Origin of the sequence: Pseudomonas morbosilactucae, assembly GCF_023241715.1 — a bacterium.
Taxonomy (GTDB): Bacteria; Pseudomonadota; Gammaproteobacteria; order Pseudomonadales; family Pseudomonadaceae; genus Aquipseudomonas; species Aquipseudomonas morbosilactucae.
Genome location: NZ_JALQCW010000008.1, coordinates 16,867 through 34,462, shown reverse-complemented (window position 1 = coordinate 34,462; position 17,596 = coordinate 16,867). Strand labels below are relative to the sequence as shown.

The window sequence follows — 17,596 nt, the reverse complement described above, 5'->3', positions numbered from 1 at the left end:
CCTGCGTTGCGAGGTCGAACTCGCTGTCTATACTCGGCCTTGTATGAAGTTAGCTGATGACGCCCTGCTGCCCGTGCAGCGAAGGCTCGGCGGTTTAAGTTCGTAGTCTAGGCAGCCGCTCCCTTGGCCGCAGGCGTTAAGCCTACGGGATAACAAGAACGATAAGGGGAACCCGCAATGATGCGACATCCACAAGTCTGGATGGGCCTCCTGTTGTGGTCGATATTCAGCCAGGCGAACGCCGCCTGGACCGTGAATATGGCGCCTGGAGCGACCGAAATAAGCCACGCGGTCTTCGATCTGCACATGACCATTTTCTGGATCTGTGTGGTGATAGGCATCATTGTCTTCGGCGCGATGTTCTGGTCGATGATCGTTCACCGTCGCTCCACCGGGCAGGTGGCCGCCAAGTTCCACGAAAGCACCACGGTCGAAATTCTCTGGACCATCATCCCCTTCCTGATCCTGGTGGCCATGGCTGTGCCGGCCACCGCGACCCTGATCAAGATGTACGACGCCAGCGAGTCGGACGTGGACATCCAGATCACCGGCTACCAATGGAAATGGCACTACAAATACCTGGGCCAGGACGTGGAGTTCTTCAGCAACCTGGCCACCCCCGCCGAGCAGATCCATAACCAGGCCGTCAAAGGCGAGCACTACCTGTTGGAAGTGGACCAGCCGCTGGTGCTGCCGGTGGGCGCCAAGGTGCGTTTTCTGGTGACGGCGGCCGACGTGATCCACTCCTGGTGGGTGCCGGCCTTTGCGGTCAAGCGCGACGCCATCCCCGGCTTCGTCAACGAGGCCTGGACCCGGGTCGACAAGCCCGGCATCTACCGTGGCCAGTGCGCCGAACTGTGCGGCAAGGACCATGGGTTCATGCCGATCGTGGTCGAGGTCAAGACTAAAGCCGACTACGACACCTGGATGGGCGAGCGCAAAGCCGAAGCCGCCAAGCTCAAGGAACTGACCAGCAAGGAATGGACCCTCGACGAGTTGGTGGCGCGCGGCGACAAGATCTACCACACCACCTGCGTTGCCTGTCACCAGGCGGAAGGCCAGGGCCTGCCGCCCATGTTCCCGGCCCTCAAAGGCTCGAAAATCGCCACCGGGCCCAAGGAGGCTCACCTGAGCATCGTCTTCCACGGCAAGCCGGGCACCGCCATGGCGCCTTCGGCAAGCAGTTGTCGGAAGTCGATATCGCTGCGGTCGTCACTTACGAGCGCAACGCCTGGGGCAACAACAAGGGCGACATGGTCACGCCAAAAGAAGTGCTGGCGCTGAAACAGGCGGAAAGCCAATGAGCCGGCTTATTGGGTATTTCCGCAACCGCTCGGGGTGCAGTGCCCTTGAGCGTCCAGCCCACCCGTTTGCAGGAGACAGGGCATGAGTGCAGTGATCGATGACCACGGCCACGCCGGCCATGATGACCACGCCCATGGCCCGGCCAAGGGCCTGATGCGCTGGGTTCTGACCACCAACCACAAGGACATCGGGACCCTGTACCTGTGGTTCAGCTTCTGCATGTTCCTGCTCGGTGGCTCCTTCGCCATGGTGATCCGCGCCGAGCTGTTCCAGCCCGGGCTGCAGATCGTCGAGCCGGCGTTCTTCAACCAGATGACCACCATGCACGGCCTGGTGATGGTCTTCGGCGCGGTGATGCCGGCTTTTGTCGGGCTGGCCAACTGGATGATCCCGCTGATGATCGGGGCGCCGGACATGGCCCTGCCGAGGATGAACAACTTCAGCTTCTGGCTGTTGCCGGCAGCCTTTCTGATGCTGGTCTCGACCCTGTTCATGCCCGGTGGCGGGCCGAACTTCGGCTGGACCTTCTACGCCCCGCTCTCCACCACTTACGCCCCGGAAAGCGTGACCTTCTTTATCTTCGCCATCCACTTGATGGGCATCAGTTCGATCATGGGCGCGATCAACGTGATCGCCACCATCCTCAACCTGCGTGCCCCGGGCATGACCTTGATGAAAATGCCGCTGTTCGTCTGGACCTGGCTGATCACCGCGTTCCTGTTGATCGCAGTGATGCCGGTGCTGGCTGGCTGCGTGACCATGATGCTGATGGACATTCACTTCGGCACCAGCTTCTTCAGTGCTGCCGGCGGCGGCGACCCGGTGCTGTTCCAGCATGTGTTCTGGTTCTTCGGGCATCCCGAGGTGTACATCATGATCCTGCCGGCCTTCGGCGCTGTCAGCTCGATCATTCCGACCTTCAGCCGCAAGCCGTTGTTTGGCTACACCTCGATGGTCTATGCCACGGGCTCCATCGCCTTCCTGTCGTTTATTGTCTGGGCGCACCACATGTTCGTGGTGGGCATTCCGTTGGTGGGCGAACTGTTCTTCATGTACGCGACCCTGCTGATCGCCGTGCCCACCGGGGTCAAGGTGTTCAACTGGGTCAGCACCATGTGGCAGGGCTCGCTGACCTTCGAGACGCCGATGCTGTTCGCTGTGGCCTTCGTCATTCTGTTCACCATCGGCGGCTTCTCCGGCTTGATGCTGGCTATCGCCCCGGCGGACTTCCAGTACCAGGACACCTACTTCGTGGTGGCGCATTTCCATTACGTGCTGGTGCCGGGGGCGATCTTCGGGATCTTCGCTTCGGCCTATTACTGGCTGCCGAAGTGGACCGGGCATATGTATGACGAAACCCTGGGCAAGCTGCACTTCTGGCTGTCTTTCGTGGGCATGAACATGGCGTTCTTCCCCATGCACTTCGTCGGGCTGGCGGGGATGCCGCGACGGATCCCGGACTACAACCTGCAGTTCGCCGACTTCAACATGGTCTCGTCCATCGGTGCCTTCACCTTTGGCGCTACGCAGATTTTCTTCCTGTTCATCGTCATCAAGTGCATCCGTGGCGGCAAGCCGGCACCGGCCAAACCGTGGGATGGGGCCGAAGGGCTGGAATGGAGCATTCCTTCGCCTGCGCCGTATCACACCTTCACCACGCCGCCGGAAGTGAAATGAACAGCTCCTACCCGGGGAGGTTGAAATGGCCGAAATCTCGCTGAAGAAGCTGGTGACGCGCCTGTTGCTGGTGGTGGTGGCGATGTTTGTCTTCGGTTTCGCCTTGGTGCCGATCTACGACGTGATGTGCAAGGCCCTGGGCATCAACGGCAAGACCGGCGGCCAGTACGCGGACCAGGGGCAGCAGGTCGACGCATCGCGCCAGGTGCGGGTGCAGTTCTTGTCAACCAACGCCATCGACATGGTCTGGGACTTCTACCCCAAGTCCGATGACATCGTGGTCCACCCCGGAGCGGTGAACGAAATGGTGTTTATCGCCCATAACCCCAGCGATCGCCCGATGAGCGCTCAGGCGGTGCCGAGCATTTCACCGAGCAGCGCGGCGATGTATTTCCACAAGACCGAATGCTTCTGTTTCACCCAGCAAGTGTTGCAGCCCGGTGAAAAGATCGAGATGCCGGTGCGCTTCATCGTGGACCGTGACATGCCCAAGGATGTGAAGCACCTGACGCTGGCTTACACGCTGTTCGATATCACCGCGCGTCATCCACCTGTGGCGGTCACTGCCAAGACCGGTGGTTAAGACGTTCTAGCGTGCCCGATAAGGAGAACAATCAATGGCGACTCATGAGCACTATTACGTTCCCGCCCAGAGCAAGTGGCCGATCATCGCGACGGTGGGCATGTTCGTCACCGTGTTTGGCCTGGCGACCTGGTTCAACGACCTCAAGGCGGCGCGTCCGGAATCCCATGGCCCGCTGATCTTCTTTGTCGGCGGCCTGTTGCTGGCCTACATGCTGTTCGGCTGGTTCGGGGCGGTGATCAAGGAAAGCCGTTCCGGCTTGTACAGCGCCCAGCTCGACCGCTCGTTCCGCTGGGGCATGAGCTGGTTCATCTTCTCCGAGGTGATGTTCTTCATCGCCTTCTTCGGTGCGCTGTTTTACGTGCGCCATATCTCCGGGCCAGCCCTGGGCGGGGAAGGCAGCAAGGGCCTGGCCCATATGCTGTGGCCGAACTTCGAGTTCGTCTGGCCGCTGCTCAATAACCCCGACCCCAAACTCTTCCCTACGCCCAAGGGCACCATCAGCCCCTGGGGCCTGCCGCTGCTTAACACCGTTCTTCTGGTGAGTTCCAGCGTCACGGTGACCATCGCCCACCATGCCTTGAAACGAGGTCATCGCGGCGCGCTGAAAATCTGGCTGGCGCTGACCGTCCTGCTCGGCTGCGCGTTCCTTGGTTTCCAGGCCGAGGAATACATCCATGCCTACAAAGAACTGGGGCTGACCCTGGGATCGGGGGTGTATGGCGCGACCTTCTTCATGCTCACCGGTTTCCACGGTGCCCACGTGACCATCGGCACGCTGATTCTGTTCGTGATGCTGATGCGCATCCTGCGCGGGCATTTCGACGCCGAGCACCAGTTCGGCTTTGAGGCCGCGAGTTGGTATTGGCACTTCGTCGATGTGGTGTGGATCGGGCTGTTCGTCTTTGTCTACGTGCTCTGAAACGCCGCTACCAGGGGGCGTGTGAGACCAACTGGCCGCTGAAGAAACCCCAGGCGATCAAGCCCACGGTGATCGCGGCCAGGCACACCCGAACGGTCAGCAGATTGACCACGCGCTTGGAGCCGCTGTCGTCCTTGACCAAAAAGAACAGGCCGCTGAACAGGCTGATAACCGTGGCAATCAGCATCAGGACGATCGCTGCTTTGAGCATGGCGGGACTCCCGGGGGGAATGACGATGAACAGCAGTATAGCGAGTCGATCTGCGCACTTTACGGCGCCCACATGAAGCGCTTTCGCCCCGGCCTGGCGCCGAGCCTGGTGGTGCTGTTGCTGCTGCCCATCCTGGTGGCCCTGGGGTTTTGGCAACTGAGTCGTGGCGAGCAGAAGCGCGAGCTGCTGGCCAGTTACGCCGAGCGCCGGGCCGCCGAGCCACTGTCGGTGCATGAGCTGCTAAGTGTTCAGGATCCGGCCTTCCGCCGGGTGCGCTTGCACGGTCATTTTGATCCCGAGCACAGCGTGCTGCTGGACAACCGCCAGCACGACGGCCAGGTCGGCGTGGAGTTGCTGCAACCCTTTCAGGACCAGGCCAGCGGAAACTGGTTGCTGCTCAATCGCGGCTGGTTGCCCTGGCCTGACCGGCGCACGCCACCGGTGTTCAGCACCCCGGAGCAGCCGGTAAGCCTGGATGCCTGGGTCTATGTCGCCCCGGGCGCGACCTTTCAACTGCACGCCGATCCGGCCGGCGCCCGCTGGCCCCGGCTGGTGACGGCGGTGGAGCCGGGCAAGCTCTGGAGTGAGTTGGGCCGCAGCGGTTTTGCTTACGAAGTGCGCCAGGAATCCGGCCCGGGCGCCTACCTCACCCAGTGGCCGGTGGTGGCCATGGGGCCGGAAAAACACCTGGGCTACGCGGTGCAGTGGTTCGCCATGGCCCTGGCTTTGTTTGCGCTCTACCTCTATCTCGGCTGGCACAACGCAAGGGAGAAACCGCATGGGAACGGCCATCAATCCAACCAACATGTCTGAGCCGTCGGCACCGCAGAGCCGGCGTCGCGGGCGCTGGCAACTGATCCTGATCCTGGCCATGGTGATCGGCCCCATGGTCCTCGCCACCGGCATGTACAAGCTGCAGTTCTGGGTGCCGGAAAGCCGCAGCTACCACGGTGAGCTGATCGGTAACGGCCAGACCCGCGCCCAGATCGGCGTACAGGCCGACGAGGAGCGCTGGCAGATCCTGGTGACCGCGCCCAAGGGCTGTGCCGAGGATTGCCAGCAACTGGTGTACCTGGCGCGGCAGATCCAAGTCGCCCTGGGGCGCGATGCATCCCGGGCCAGCCATGCCCTGGCCAGCGCCCAGCCCTTGAGTGCCAACTACCAGGCCACGCTGGCGCGTGAGTACCCGCAGTTGCAGCGCTACCCCCTGGACCTGCCGACTTTTATCAAGGGCGCCCATGAGCAAGAGGCGCCGCAGCTGTGGATCGTCGACCCCCACAGCAACCTGGTGCTGCGCTACGACGCCCGGGTCAACGGCAAGGACTTGCTTAACGACCTGCGCCACCTGCTGAAACTGTCGAACATCGGATAAGGGCATCGTCATGGCCAAACCTGGATTTCGCCTCGCGTTGTTTGCCACCTTGCTGGCGCTGATTGTGGTGCTGCTCGGTGCCTATACTCGGCTGACGCACGCCGGCCTCGGCTGCCCGGATTGGCCCGGCTGCTACGGCTTTATCAGCGTGCCCGCCAGCGAAGCCCAGTTGGCCCATGCCGAGCTGCATTTCCCCGACACGCCGGTGGAGGCTCATAAAGGCTGGAACGAGATGGTCCACCGCTACTTCGCCGGCACCCTGGGGCTGTTGATCGTGTTGTTGGCGGCACGCGCCTGGCGTCATCGGCAGTACCCCGGGCAGCCCTTGAAACTGCCGTTGTTCCTGTTGGCGGTGGTGTTTGCCCAGGCGGCCTTCGGCATGTGGACGGTGACCCTCAAGCTCTGGCCGCAAGTGGTCACTGCGCATTTACTCGGCGGCTTTGCCACCTTGAGCCTATTGTTCCTGCTGACCTTGCGGTTGTCCGGGGTGTTGCCGGCGTTGATTGTGCCGCGGCGCCTGCAATATTGGGCCACGGCCGGCTTGGTGTTGGTGATCGGGCAGATCGCCCTGGGCGGCTGGGTCAGTTCCAACTATGCGGCGGTGGCCTGTATCGACTTGCCCACCTGTCACGGCCAGTGGTGGCCGGCGGCGGATTTTGCCAACGGCTTTCACCTGACCCAGCACATCGGCCCCAACTACCTGGGCGGCCAGCTCGACAGCGAGGCGCGCACCGCCATTCACCTGACCCATCGCATCGGTGCGCTGGTGGTGACCCTGGTGCTGCTGGGGCTGGCCTGGCAGTTGCGACACGTGGGTATGACCCGCCTGGCCGGGTTGGTGCTGCTGGCCCTCGGGGTGCAGATCACCCTGGGGGTGAGCAACGTGCTGTTCCACCTGCCGCTGCCGGTAGCCGTGGCCCACAACGCCGGGGGCGCGGCGCTGTTGCTGACCCTGGTGCTGGTCAATTACCACGCCCGCACCAGCCTGGTCCGGGTCAAGGACCAACGGCCCTTTGGCTGGCGCCTCAGCCCACGTAAACACGTGGCCGGGCTCATAACCTTAAAAGGAGAGCTGCCATGGCGACTCTGATCGGTGAACGGGCGGGCCAGGCGATCTGGCGCGACTACCTGGAGCTGACCAAGCCCAAGGTGGTGGTGTTGATGCTGATCACTTCCCTGGTCGGCATGTTCCTCGCCACCCGCGCCGGCGTGCCCTGGACGGTGCTGGTGTTCGGCAACCTGGGGATCGCCTTGTGCGCGGGGGGCGCGGCGGTGGTCAACCACGTGGTGGATCGGCGCATCGATGCGGTGATGGCCCGGACCCACAAACGCCCGCTGGCCCAGGGCCGGGTTTCGCCGAGCGCGGCCCTGACCTTCGCCCTGCTCCTGGCCCTAGCCGGCCAGGCCCTGTTGCTGGCGTTCACCAACCCGCTGACTGCCTGGCTGACCTTGGCTTCCCTGCTCGGTTACGCGGTGATCTACACCGGCTTTCTGAAACGCGCGACCCCGCAGAACATTGTGATCGGTGGCCTGGCCGGCGCCGCCCCGCCCCTGCTCGGCTGGGTGGCGGCCACCGGGCATGTCAGTGCCGAGCCGCTGTTACTGGTACTGATCATCTTCGCTTGGACCCCGCCGCACTTCTGGGCCCTGGCCATTCACCGCAAGGAGGAGTACGCCAAGGCCGATATCCCCATGCTGCCGGTGACCCACGGCGAGCATTACACCAAGGTGCATATCCTGCTCTACACCTTTGCCCTGCTGGCGGTCAGCCTGCTGCCGTTCGTGATCCACATGAGCGGCGTGTTGTACCTGGTGTGTGCCCTGGGATTGGGTGCGCGCTTTCTGCAATGGGCCTGGGTACTGTACCGTGGCACTCGGCCGCACGCGGCGATCAACACCTTCAAGTACTCTATTTATTACTTGTTCCTGCTGTTCATCGCCCTGCTCGTAGACCACTACCTATTGTTGACCCTATGACTCGAACTCAGAAAACCGTCTTTATTCTTGTGGCGCTGGTGGCCCTGGTACTGGGCCTGACCGTTAACAAAGTGCTGTCCGGCAAGGGCCAGGGCGACCCCACTGCGTTGATCGACGCCGGGATTATCCTGCTGCCGCAAAGCCGCAATCTGCCGAGCGTGAAGATGACGGACCAGAATGGCCAGCCGGTGGTGATCGATGAACTCAAGGGCAAGTGGTCGCTGCTGTTCTTCGGTTACACCTTCTGCCCGGACATCTGCCCCACCACCTTGGCCCAACTGCGGCAGATCAAGAGCGAGCTGCCCAAGGAGGCGGTGGACAAGCTGCAGGTGGTGCTGGTGAGCGTCGACCCCCATCGTGATACGCCGCAGCAGCTCAAGCAGTACCTGGGCTATTTCGACAAGGACTTCCAGGGGCTGACCGCCTCTTCGGTGGAAGATCTGCAGAAGCTGGCCAATGCGGTGAGCATCCCGTTTATTCCGGCGGACACCAGCAAACCCAACTACACCGTGGACCACAGCGGCAACCTGGCGGTGATCGGCCCGGACGGCACCCAGCGGGGCTTTATCCGTGCGCCGCTGAACAACCAGAAGTTGGTGGCCCAGTTGCCGGTGATGTTGCAACGCCCGTAAGCGGAAGAACCGCCGCAAATAAAACGGGGCGCCCTGAGGCGCCCCGTTTGTGTTTCTACAACGTGTAGGAGCCGGCTTGCCGGCGATAGCGCTCTTGAGCGGCGCATCGCTGGCAAGCCAGCGCCTAAGGTTGTTAGAAGGCTGGCAGTACCGCGCCTTTGTATTTCTCGAGAATGAATTGCTTCACTTCCGGGCTGTGCAGGGCGGCGACCAGTTTCTTCATGGCGTCCGAGTCTTTGTCGTCAGGACGGGCTACCAGGATGTTCACGTAAGGCGAGTCGTTGCCTTCAATGACCAGGGCGTCCTTGGACGGGTCCAGCTTGGCTTCCAGGGCGTAGTTGGTATTGATCAGCGCCAGGTCGACCTGGGTCAGCACGCGGGGAATGGTGGCGGCTTCCAGTTCACGGAACTTCAAGTCTTTCGGGTTCTCGGTGATGTCTTTGACGGTGGACAGGATGTTGTTCGAGTCCTTGAGCTTGATCAGCCCGGCCTTGGCCAACAGCAGCAAGGCACGGCCGCCGTTGGTGGCGTCGTTGGGGATCACTACGTTGGCGCCGCCTGGCAGCTCGTCGAGTTTCTTGACCTTGTTGGAGTAGGCGCCCAGGGGCTCCAGGTGCACGCCGGCAACGCTCACCAGGTGAGTGCCCTTGGCCTTGTTGAACTCATCCAGGTACGGCTGGTGCTGGAAGAAGTTGGCGTCCAGGCGTTTCTCGGCCACTTGCACGTTGGGCTGCACGTAGTCGGTGAAGACTTTGACCTTGAGGTCCACGCCTTCTTTGGCCAGGGCCGGTTTGACGAATTCCAGGATCTCGGCGTGGGGCACCGGTGTGGCGGCCACGGTCAGGGTTTCGGCGGCGTGGGCGGAAAACGCGGCCACGGCTGCGAAAGCGACGAGTAGTTTTTTCATCGAACAAGCTCCTTGTAAGACGCCCGGTCCCGGGCGCCGGCATTGCATTTATTTGCGGGAAAAGTGCACCACCAGCTTATCGCCGACGGTTTGCAGAACCTGAACCAACACCAACAGCAAGATCACCGTCACCACCATCACATCGGTCTGGAAACGCTGGTAGCCGAAACGGATCGCCAGGTCGCCGAGGCCGCCGGCACCCACAACGCCGGCCATGGCGGTGTAGGACACCAGGGTGATCGCGGTCACGGTGATGGCTGCAAAGATGCCCGGGCGGGCTTCTGGCAGCAAGGCATTGGTGATGATCTGGCGGGTGGTGGCGCCCATGGACTGGGTGGCCTCGATGATGCCGCGGTCCACTTCACGCAGGGCGGTTTCCACCAAGCGTGCAAAGAACGGTGTGGCGCCCACTACCAGCGGCGGAATGGCCCCGGCGACGCCCAGGGACGTACCAGTGATCAGCACCGTGAAGGGGATCATCACAATCAGCAGGATGATGAACGGCAGCGAGCGCAGGATGTTCACCACCAGCGACAGCAGCGCGTAGAGGTTCTTTTGCTCGAGCAATTGGCGCGGGCTGCAGAGGAACAGCAGCACGCCCAGGGGCAGGCCCAGGAGCACGGTGAACAGCAGCGAACCGCCGAGCATCATCAGGGTGTCGCCGGTGGCCAGCCAGATTTCCAGCCAGTCGATGTTGGCGAAGAAGGTATCCATCAGCGCAGCACCTCCATGTGGACGTCCGCTGCGGTGAAGCGGGCAAAGGCCGCTTCCATGTCACCGCCGGTCACGGCCAGGGTCAATTGCCCGTAAGGGGTGTCTTTGATGCGGTCGATGCGCCCGGCGAGGATGCTGTAGTCCACACCGGTTTCGCGGGCCACGGTGCCCAGCAGCGGCGCGTAGGTGGCGTCGCCCTGGAAGGTCAGGCGCACGATGCGCCCAGGCACGTGGGCAAAGTCGTCGCGCTGTTCGCTTTCGTCGATCTGCTCGTCTTCCTGGACGAAGCGCTTGGTGGTCGGGTGCTTGGGATGCAGGAACACCTCGGCCACCGAGCCTTGCTCGACGATGACCCCAGCGTCCATTACCGCCACCTGGTCGCAGACGCGGCGGATCACATCCATTTCGTGGGTGATCAGCACAATGGTCAGCTTCAGCTCACGGTTGATCTCGGCCAGCAGTTGCAGGACCGACGCCGTGGTTTGCGGGTCGAGGGCACTGGTGGCCTCGTCGCACAGGAGGATTTTCGGCTTGGTCGCCAGGGCGCGGGCGATGCCGACGCGCTGCTTCTGGCCGCCGGACAACTGGGCAGGGTACTTCTTGGCGTGGTCGGCCAGGCCGACTCGGGCCAGCAATTCGGTGACCCGCTTGTCGATCTCGCTGCGGGACAGTTCGCCGGCCAGGGTCAGTGGCAGGGCGACGTTGTCGGCCACGGTCTTGGACGCCAGCAGGTTGAAGTGCTGGAAAATCATCCCGACCTGCTGGCGGAAACGGCGCAGGCCGTTGGCGTTGAGGGCGGTGACTTCTTCGCCGTCGACGATGATCTTGCCGCCACTGGGGTTTTCCAGGCGGTTGATCAGGCGCAACAGGGTGCTTTTACCCGCCCCGGAGTGGCCGATCAGGCCGAACACCTGGCCGTTTTCGACCCGCAGGTTGGTCGAATGCAGGGCGGGAATATCCTTGCCGGCAACCCGGTAGGTTTTATGGACGTCTTGAAACTCGATCACGTAGCGAACCTTGTGGGGCGCGTTGAAAAGGGGTCAGCGGTAAGCCGGGCGGGCATTTTAGCCTGTCCGTATAGAGGTTCTTAGCATTTATTTCGCGATCATCCTTCCATTTGGCAATAACGCGATCAAAGGTCATAAAAAAGGAACGGTGCTCTTCGCTCATCAGTCACTACTTAGCCACTCCAAAGTGTCCAGGTACCGTGCCTGGACAACTTGCTCATGAAGCCCGGGTTCGCCCGGGATTTTGCACACGAGGAGTTTTTGTCTGATGAGTACCAAGAAGCCAAGCGCCCGCAAAAGCCAGCTGGCCGGGACTGACACCCTGGATCGGGGCAATAGCAACAGCAAGCTGGAGAGCCTGGAGCCCTTCCGTTCCGATGCCACCGAACAGGCGTTGCGCACCAACCAGGGCGTCAAGATCGCCGATAACCAGAACAGCCTGAAAGCCGGTGCCCGCGGGCCTTCGTTGCTGGAAGACTTCATCATGCGGGAGAAAATCACCCATTTTGACCATGAGCGGATCCCCGAGCGCATCGTCCATGCGCGCGGCGTGGGCGCCCATGGCTACTTCCAAAGCTACGGCAACCACTCGGCCCTGACCAAGGCCGGGTTCCTTTCTGACCCGACCAAGCAGACCCCGGTGTTTGTGCGCTTTTCCACCGTGCAGGGGCCTCGCGGTTCCGGCGATACGGTGCGTGACGTGCGCGGTTTTGCCGTGAAGTTCTTCACCGACGAGGGCAACTTCGACTTGGTGGGCAATAACATGCCGGTGTTCTTCATTCAGGACGCCATCAAGTTTCCCGACTTTGTACACGCGGTGAAGCCCGAGCCCCACAACGAAATACCCACCGGCGGTTCGGCCCACGACACCTTCTGGGACTTCGTCTCCCTGCAGCCCGAATCGGCCCATATGGTGATCTGGGCCATGTCCGACCGGGCCATTCCGAAAAGCCTGCGCAGCATGCAGGGGTTTGGCGTGCACACCTTTCGCCTGATCAATGCCGAGGGCCAGTCGAGCTTCGTCAAGTTCCACTGGCGGCCAACGGTGGGCACCTGTTCCCTGGTCTGGGATGAAGCGCAGAAGCTCGCCGGCAAGGACACCGACTTCCATCGGCGGGACTTGTGGGAGTCCATCGAAGGGGGGGATTACCCGGAATGGGAATTTGGCGTACAGATCATCGCCGAAGAGGACGAGCACAGTTTCGACTTCGACATTCTCGACCCCACCAAGCTGATTCCCGAGGAGCTGGTGCCCATCACGCCCCTGGGCAAAATGGTGCTTAACCGCAACCCGGACAACTACTTCGCCGAGACCGAGCAAGTCGCCTTCTGCCCGGGGCATATCGTGCCGGGTATCGACTTCTCCAATGACCCACTGCTGCAGGGCCGGTTGTTTTCCTACACCGACACGCAGATCAGCCGCCTGGGTGGGCCGAACTTCCACGAACTGCCGATCAACCGGCCAGTGGCTCCCTTCCACAATGGCCAGCGCGATGCCATGCACCGCACCACCATCGACAAGGGGCGAGCGTCTTACGAGCCCAACTCCATCGATGGCGGCTGGCCGAAGGAAACGCCGGCGGCCGCACAGGATGGCGGTTTTGAGAGTTACAACGAACGGATCGACGCCCACAAGATTCGCCAGCGCAGTGAGTCGTTCAGCGATCACTTCTCCCAGGCCCGGCTGTTCTTCAAGAGCATGAGCAAGCACGAGCAGGAGCACATCATCGCGGCCTACAGCTTTGAGTTGGGCAAGGTCGAGCGCTTGTGGATCCGTGAGCGGCAGGTGAATGAGATCCTCGCCAATATCGACCTTGAACTGGCCGGCCGTGTGGCCCAGAACCTCGGCCTGCCAGCGCCGAAAGCGCCCACGGTGGCCGAGCGCAAGACCTCGTTGGCGCGCTCGCCGGCGTTGAGCCAGGTCAACTTGCTGCCGGGCGGTATAAAAACCCGAAAAGTAGCAATTCTGGCGGCCAATGGCGTCGATGGGGCGGCGATCAGCGCTTTTCAGCAGGCCCTGAAAGCCGAAGGGGCCCATGCCAAGTTGCTTGGCCCGACCTCGGCGCCAGTGACCACCGCCGATGGCAAACAGTTGCCGGTGGATGCCTCGATGGAGGGGCTGCCGTCGGTGGCGTTTGATGCGGTGTTTGTGCCGGGTGGTGCGGCCTCGATCAAGGCGCTGAGCAGCGATGGCGTGGCCCTGCATTACCTGCTGGAAGCCTACAAGCACCTCAAGGCTATCGCCCTGCACGGGGATGCCGGGCAATTGCTGGATGTGCTGAGGTTGGAGGAGGATGCCGGCTTGATCGTTGGCAAGGATGCCCAGCTGTTCAAAGCGTTGTTTGCCGCGATGGCTGAGCATCGGGTCTGGGACAGGGAGGCGAAAGCCAAGGCCGTGCCGGCCTAAAGAGCGTGCCGGGGTCGGCCAGCCCGGGCTGGCGACCCTGGGCGTTATTGCGCCTTGCGTGGGATCAGCACCATTTGTGCGGGAATGTGCCGCAGGATCTGGCGCTCGATCTTCAGGTCGAAGGTGCTGTCCAGTTTCTTCACCCGCTTGCTCAGCAGCGTGGCCAGCCACGGGTAATCCTGGGTGCGGGGCGCCTGGATGCTCACTTCACACTCATAATTCACGACATCGGTGGCAATCGCGTCCAGTTGTCGGCGCAGTTGCTTGATATCGCGGATGTTCAGCGCAATGGTGGTGCTTTCCGCCGTCGGGTCGATCACTTTGGCCACTGGGCGGGCTTCGGCGGCTTTCAGGGCGGCCTCGGCCTGGTCCAGCTCGGCTTTGCGAGCGTGGGTGATGGCGCTGTTGACGCCACCGGTCAGGGCCGGCGCCTTGGGCATCAGCGCCCGGGCACGGCTCAGGGCCGTAGCGGCGGCGTTGACGTCACCTTTTTGCAGGACGATCTGGCTGCGCTGCAAATAGGCTTCGGCCAGCTGGCGCTGGTATTGCTCAAGCTGCGGATCGTTGGGCGACTGGGCCTGCAACGCTGCCAGTTGGTCTTCGGCGGTGGCCAACTCGCTGCTGGCGATGTTTTGTTCCAGCTGCGCGATGGCCGTGGCCCGTGCGTCCGGGACCTGGGTGGCCGCGGGCGGCGTGCTTTGGCAGGCTCCCAGCAGCAGGGAAAATGCAACAAGGAGCAGATAACGGGAGGCGAACGGCTTCATTCCTGCGACTCTCTAATTGCGCAAAAAGCGAGCAAGTCTACACCCCTCGACGGGGCAGAACAAAACTCAGCAGAAACAGTGCGGCGGCGGTGACCACAATCGACGGCCCGGCCGGGGTGTCCTTGAACCAGGACAGGGCCAGCCCGCCGCATACCGCGAGCATGCCCAGCAGGCTCGCGCCCAAGGCCATCTGCTCCGGCGACCGGGCGTGGCGCTGGGCTGCTGCCGCTGGAATGATCAGCAGCGAGGTGATCAGCAAAACGCCGACGATCTTCATCGCCACGGCAATCACCACCGCGATCAGCAGCATCAACGCCAGGCGCAGGGAGGCCACGGGCAGGCCTTCGACCCTGGCCAGTTCCTCGTGCACGGTGATCGCCAACAGCGGTCGCCACAAGGACACCAGCAGCAACAGCACCCCGGCGCTGCCGCCGAGGATCCAGGCCAGGTCGCCGGGGCTGATCGCCAGCAGGTCGCCAAACAGGTAGGCCATCAGGTCGATGCGCACTTCATGCATGAAGCTTAGTACCACCAGGCCCAGGGACAGGGTACTGGGCGCGAGAATCCCCAGCAGCGTGTCGGATGCCAGGGGTTGGCGTTGTTGCAGGGTCACCAGCAACACCGCCAGCAGCAGGCAGCCGACGGTCACGGCCACAGCCGGGCTGATGTCCAGCAGGAAGCCCAGGGCCACGCCGAGCAGCGCGGCGTGGGACAGGGTGTCGCCAAAATAGGCCATGCGCCGCCAGACCACGAAGGACCCCAGCGGGCCGGCAACCAGCGCCAGGGCCAGGCCTGCAAGCAGGGCGTAGAGCAGAAAATCAGCCATGCTTGCAGCTTTCTCCGTGAACATGGGCGTGGCCGGTCGGGGCCTCGGCAACCACTGACCCGTGCAAATCATGGGCGTGGTCGTGGTGGTGGTGATAGATCGCCAGGCTTTGCGCGTTCTTGCCGAACAGTTCGACAAAGGCCGGGTCGCCGCTGACCTGCTCCGGGTGCCCGGAACAGCAGACGTGACGGTTCAGGCACACCACTTGGTCGGTGGTGCTCATCACCAGGTGCAGGTCGTGGGAGACCATGAGTACGCCGCAGCCGTGGCGGTCGCGCAGGCGTGTGATGAGGCTGTAGAGCTCGGCCTGGCCTGCCACGTCGACCCCTTGCACCGGCTCGTCGAGCACTAGCAGTTCGGGTTCGCGCAGCAGCGCCCGGGCCAGCAACACACGCTGCATTTCACCGCCGGAAACACTTTGCACCGGGCTGTCGATCACCTGCTCGGCGCCCACTTCCTTGAGCGCCGCCAAGGCGCGGGTGCGGTCCACGCCCGGCACCAGGCGCAAAAAGCGCAGCACCGAGAGCGGCAAGGTCGGGTCGACATGCAGCTTCTGCGGCATATAGCCGACTCGCAGTTTGGGTTTGCGCCAAACGCTGCCGCTGTCGGGCTTGAGCAGGCCGAGCACGGCCCGAACCAGGGTGGTCTTTCCGGCGCCGTTGGGGCCGATCAGGGTGACGATCTGCCCCGGCTCGACGCTGAGTTGGATGTTATCCAGGACGTTTTGCCCGGCAAAGGTCACCGCGACCTGCTCGAGGCGGATCAACGCAGTGCTCATCAAGCCCCCTGGCAACCCGAGCAGAGGCCGACCACTTCCACGGTCTGGCCTTCCACCACGAAGCCGACGTCGCGGGCGCTGTGGACAATCGCGTCGCTGATGGTTTTTTGTTCAAGCTCGATGGCGGCGTGGCATTCCCGGCAAATCAGGAACTGGCCCTGGTGTGCATGTTCCGGGTGGTTGCAGCCGACGAAGGCGTTGAGGGATGCAATGCGGTGCACCAGGCCGTTTTCCAGAAGGAAGTCCAGGGCCCGGTACACGGTGGGCGGCGCGGCGCGGCGGCCGTCCTGCTCGCTGAGTACCGCGAGGATGTCGTAGGCGCCCAGCGGCTTGTGGCTCTGCCAGACCAGCTCCAGCACCCGCCGGCGCAGGGCCGTCAGACGCAAGCCTTGCCGGGCGCACAGGGCGTCGGCCTCAGACAGTGCGCTGTGCACGCAGTGAGAGTGGTCGTGGGGACGGCTGGCAAGGGGTGTTTTAGGCATGAGCGGCGACGAGGTTTGTGAGAGACGTTATTATGTTACCCGTTCTCGCCTCTTCGAGTGTCCATCGTGTCCAGACTTTTTAGCCTTTTTGTCGCTTTTATCCTCGCGTGGTCCGTGATGGGTGCCGCTCAAGCCGAGGTGCGGGTGCTGACCAGCATCAAACCCCTGCAATTGATTGCCGCCGCAGTACAGGACGGTATCGCCGTGCCTGAAGTGCTGTTGCCGCCGGGTGCATCGCCGCATAACTACGCGTTGCGGCCGTCCGATGTGCGCAAGGTGCAGGCGGTGGAGCTGCTCTATTGGATCGGCCCGGACATGGAAGGCTTTCTGCCCCGCGTCTTGAAAGGCCGGAGCCTGCCGTCGGTGGCGGTGCAAGACCTGCCGGGCATGAAGCTGCGGCGTTTTGCCGAAGACAGCCATTCCCATGCGGACGAAGCCGACGAGCATGATCACGATCACCGCCCGGGCAGCCTGGATGCCCACCTGTGGTTGTCCACCGTCAACGCCCGTGTCATTGCTGCCCGTATGGCTGCTGACTTGAGTGCAGCCGACCCGGCCAATGCTTCGCGTTATGCCAGCAACCTCAAGACGTTCGATGAGCGCCTGGATGCCCTGGACGGGCGCTTGAAAAGCCGCCTGGCCCGGGTCGCCGGCAAGCCTTACTTCGTCTTCCACGAAGCCTTCGATTACTTCGAAGACGCCTATGGCCTGAAGCATGCCGGTGTCTTCAGCGTGGCCGCCGAGGTGCAGCCAGGCGCGCAGCACGTGGCGGCGATGCGCACGCGCCTGCAGGAAGTGGGCAAGACCTGTGTGTTCAGCGAGCCGCCGTTGCGCCCTCGGTTGGCCGAAACCCTGGTGGCGGGCTTGCCGGTGACACTGGCGGAGCTGGATGCGCTGGGCGGGTACACGCCAGCTACAGCCCAGGGCTATGAGCAGGTGCTGGATAAGCTGGGGAATGACCTGGCAGGCTGCCTGGAACAGCTTTAAGCCGGGATTGTTGCGCAGCGCTTTTCGCGGGCAAGCCCGCTTCTA

18 protein-coding genes and 1 pseudogene are annotated in these 17,596 nt (G+C 62.7%); 11 read left to right on the top strand and 8 right to left on the bottom strand.

The window, feature by feature from the left end:
• Nucleotides 1-177 precede the first annotated feature (177 nt).
• The 4 genes and pseudogenes from coxB (at nt 178) to M1B34_RS04655 (ending at nt 4,487) form a co-directional block, all read left to right on the top strand.
• A pseudogene (gene coxB, locus M1B34_RS04670) lies at nt 178-1,304 on the top strand (cytochrome c oxidase subunit II).
• Between the two features lie 82 nt (nt 1,305-1,386).
• Nucleotides 1,387-2,982: a cytochrome c oxidase subunit I gene (ctaD, locus tag M1B34_RS04665; RefSeq protein WP_123328052.1), complete on the top strand. Its 1,596-nt coding sequence runs from the start codon at nt 1,387-1,389 to the stop codon at nt 2,980-2,982.
• Between the two features lie 25 nt (nt 2,983-3,007).
• Nucleotides 3,008-3,565 carry a cytochrome c oxidase assembly protein gene (locus tag M1B34_RS04660; protein WP_268264553.1) on the top strand — a complete coding sequence of 186 codons (558 nt, stop codon included), beginning with the start codon at nt 3,008-3,010 and terminating at the stop codon, nt 3,563-3,565.
• A 34-nt stretch (nt 3,566-3,599) separates the two neighbouring features.
• A complete protein-coding gene (locus tag M1B34_RS04655) occupies nt 3,600-4,487 on the top strand; it encodes a cytochrome c oxidase subunit 3 (protein ID WP_123328054.1) in 888 nt (295 codons plus the stop codon).
• A 7-nt stretch (nt 4,488-4,494) separates the two neighbouring features.
• Here M1B34_RS04655 and M1B34_RS04650 read toward each other — a convergent pair whose 3' ends face one another.
• Nucleotides 4,495-4,698, bottom strand: a complete 204-nt coding sequence (locus M1B34_RS04650) for a twin transmembrane helix small protein (RefSeq protein WP_123328055.1) — start codon at nt 4,696-4,698, stop codon at nt 4,495-4,497.
• A 72-nt stretch (nt 4,699-4,770) separates the two neighbouring features.
• Between M1B34_RS04650 and M1B34_RS04645 the strand changes: the two genes are divergently transcribed.
• From M1B34_RS04645 to M1B34_RS04625, 5 genes are read left to right on the top strand one after another with little or no spacing between them, the layout of a single operon-like run.
• Nucleotides 4,771-5,511, top strand: coding sequence for an SURF1 family protein (locus tag M1B34_RS04645; RefSeq protein ID WP_268264552.1), 741 nt, complete (start codon nt 4,771-4,773; stop codon nt 5,509-5,511).
• Nucleotides 5,477-6,070, top strand: a complete 594-nt coding sequence (locus M1B34_RS04640) for a hypothetical protein (RefSeq protein WP_123328057.1) — start codon at nt 5,477-5,479, stop codon at nt 6,068-6,070. Before M1B34_RS04645 ends, M1B34_RS04640 begins: the two co-directional genes overlap by 35 nt.
• 10 nt (nt 6,071-6,080) lie before the next feature.
• Complete coding sequence (locus tag M1B34_RS04635; protein ID WP_268264551.1) at nt 6,081-7,160, top strand: COX15/CtaA family protein; 1,080 nt, start codon at nt 6,081-6,083, stop codon at nt 7,158-7,160.
• Nucleotides 7,148-8,047, top strand: a complete 900-nt coding sequence (gene cyoE, locus M1B34_RS04630; RefSeq protein ID WP_123328059.1) for a heme o synthase — start codon at nt 7,148-7,150, stop codon at nt 8,045-8,047. Before M1B34_RS04635 ends, cyoE begins: the two co-directional genes overlap by 13 nt.
• On the top strand, nt 8,044-8,679 hold the full coding sequence (locus M1B34_RS04625) for an SCO family protein (RefSeq protein WP_268264550.1): 636 nt from the start codon (nt 8,044-8,046) through the stop codon (nt 8,677-8,679). The genes cyoE and M1B34_RS04625 overlap by 4 nt, the downstream gene beginning before the upstream one ends.
• 133 nt (nt 8,680-8,812) lie before the next feature.
• On the opposite strand, the gene M1B34_RS04620 is transcribed toward M1B34_RS04625, so the two are convergent.
• From M1B34_RS04620 to M1B34_RS04610, 3 genes are read right to left on the bottom strand one after another with little or no spacing between them, the layout of a single operon-like run.
• Nucleotides 8,813-9,586, bottom strand: coding sequence for a MetQ/NlpA family ABC transporter substrate-binding protein (locus tag M1B34_RS04620; protein WP_123328061.1), 774 nt, complete (start codon nt 9,584-9,586; stop codon nt 8,813-8,815).
• 48 nt (nt 9,587-9,634) lie between these two features.
• On the bottom strand, nt 9,635-10,300 hold the full coding sequence (locus M1B34_RS04615) for a methionine ABC transporter permease (RefSeq protein WP_123328062.1): 666 nt from the start codon (nt 10,298-10,300) through the stop codon (nt 9,635-9,637).
• Nucleotides 10,300-11,307 (bottom strand): methionine ABC transporter ATP-binding protein, encoded by a 1,008-nt coding sequence (locus tag M1B34_RS04610; RefSeq protein ID WP_123328063.1) that lies wholly within the window; start codon nt 11,305-11,307, stop codon nt 10,300-10,302. The genes M1B34_RS04615 and M1B34_RS04610 overlap by 1 nt, the downstream gene beginning before the upstream one ends.
• Nucleotides 11,308-11,575: 268 nt before the next feature.
• Here M1B34_RS04610 and katE point away from each other — a divergent pair, with 268 nt between their 5' ends.
• Nucleotides 11,576-13,714: a catalase HPII gene (katE, locus tag M1B34_RS04605; protein ID WP_268264549.1), complete on the top strand. Its 2,139-nt coding sequence runs from the start codon at nt 11,576-11,578 to the stop codon at nt 13,712-13,714.
• A 44-nt stretch (nt 13,715-13,758) separates the two neighbouring features.
• Here katE and M1B34_RS04600 read toward each other — a convergent pair whose 3' ends face one another.
• The 4 genes from M1B34_RS04600 to zur are packed head-to-tail and all read right to left on the bottom strand — an operon-like array spanning nt 13,759 to nt 16,564.
• Nucleotides 13,759-14,478 carry a PA5502 family lipoprotein gene (locus M1B34_RS04600; protein WP_123328065.1) on the bottom strand — a complete coding sequence of 240 codons (720 nt, stop codon included), beginning with the start codon at nt 14,476-14,478 and terminating at the stop codon, nt 13,759-13,761.
• A 37-nt stretch (nt 14,479-14,515) separates the two neighbouring features.
• Nucleotides 14,516-15,304 carry a zinc ABC transporter permease subunit ZnuB gene (gene znuB, locus M1B34_RS04595; protein WP_268261107.1) on the bottom strand — a complete coding sequence of 263 codons (789 nt, stop codon included), beginning with the start codon at nt 15,302-15,304 and terminating at the stop codon, nt 14,516-14,518.
• Nucleotides 15,297-16,082: a zinc ABC transporter ATP-binding protein ZnuC gene (gene znuC, locus M1B34_RS04590; protein ID WP_268261106.1), complete on the bottom strand. Its 786-nt coding sequence runs from the start codon at nt 16,080-16,082 to the stop codon at nt 15,297-15,299. The genes znuB and znuC overlap by 8 nt, the downstream gene beginning before the upstream one ends.
• A complete protein-coding gene (gene zur, locus M1B34_RS04585) occupies nt 16,082-16,564 on the bottom strand; it encodes a zinc uptake transcriptional repressor Zur (protein ID WP_123328068.1) in 483 nt (160 codons plus the stop codon). Before zur ends, znuC begins: the two co-directional genes overlap by 1 nt.
• Before the next feature lie 66 nt (nt 16,565-16,630).
• Here zur and M1B34_RS04580 point away from each other — a divergent pair, with 66 nt between their 5' ends.
• Nucleotides 16,631-17,551: a zinc ABC transporter substrate-binding protein gene (locus M1B34_RS04580; protein ID WP_268264548.1), complete on the top strand. Its 921-nt coding sequence runs from the start codon at nt 16,631-16,633 to the stop codon at nt 17,549-17,551.
• Nucleotides 17,552-17,596 lie beyond the last annotated feature (45 nt).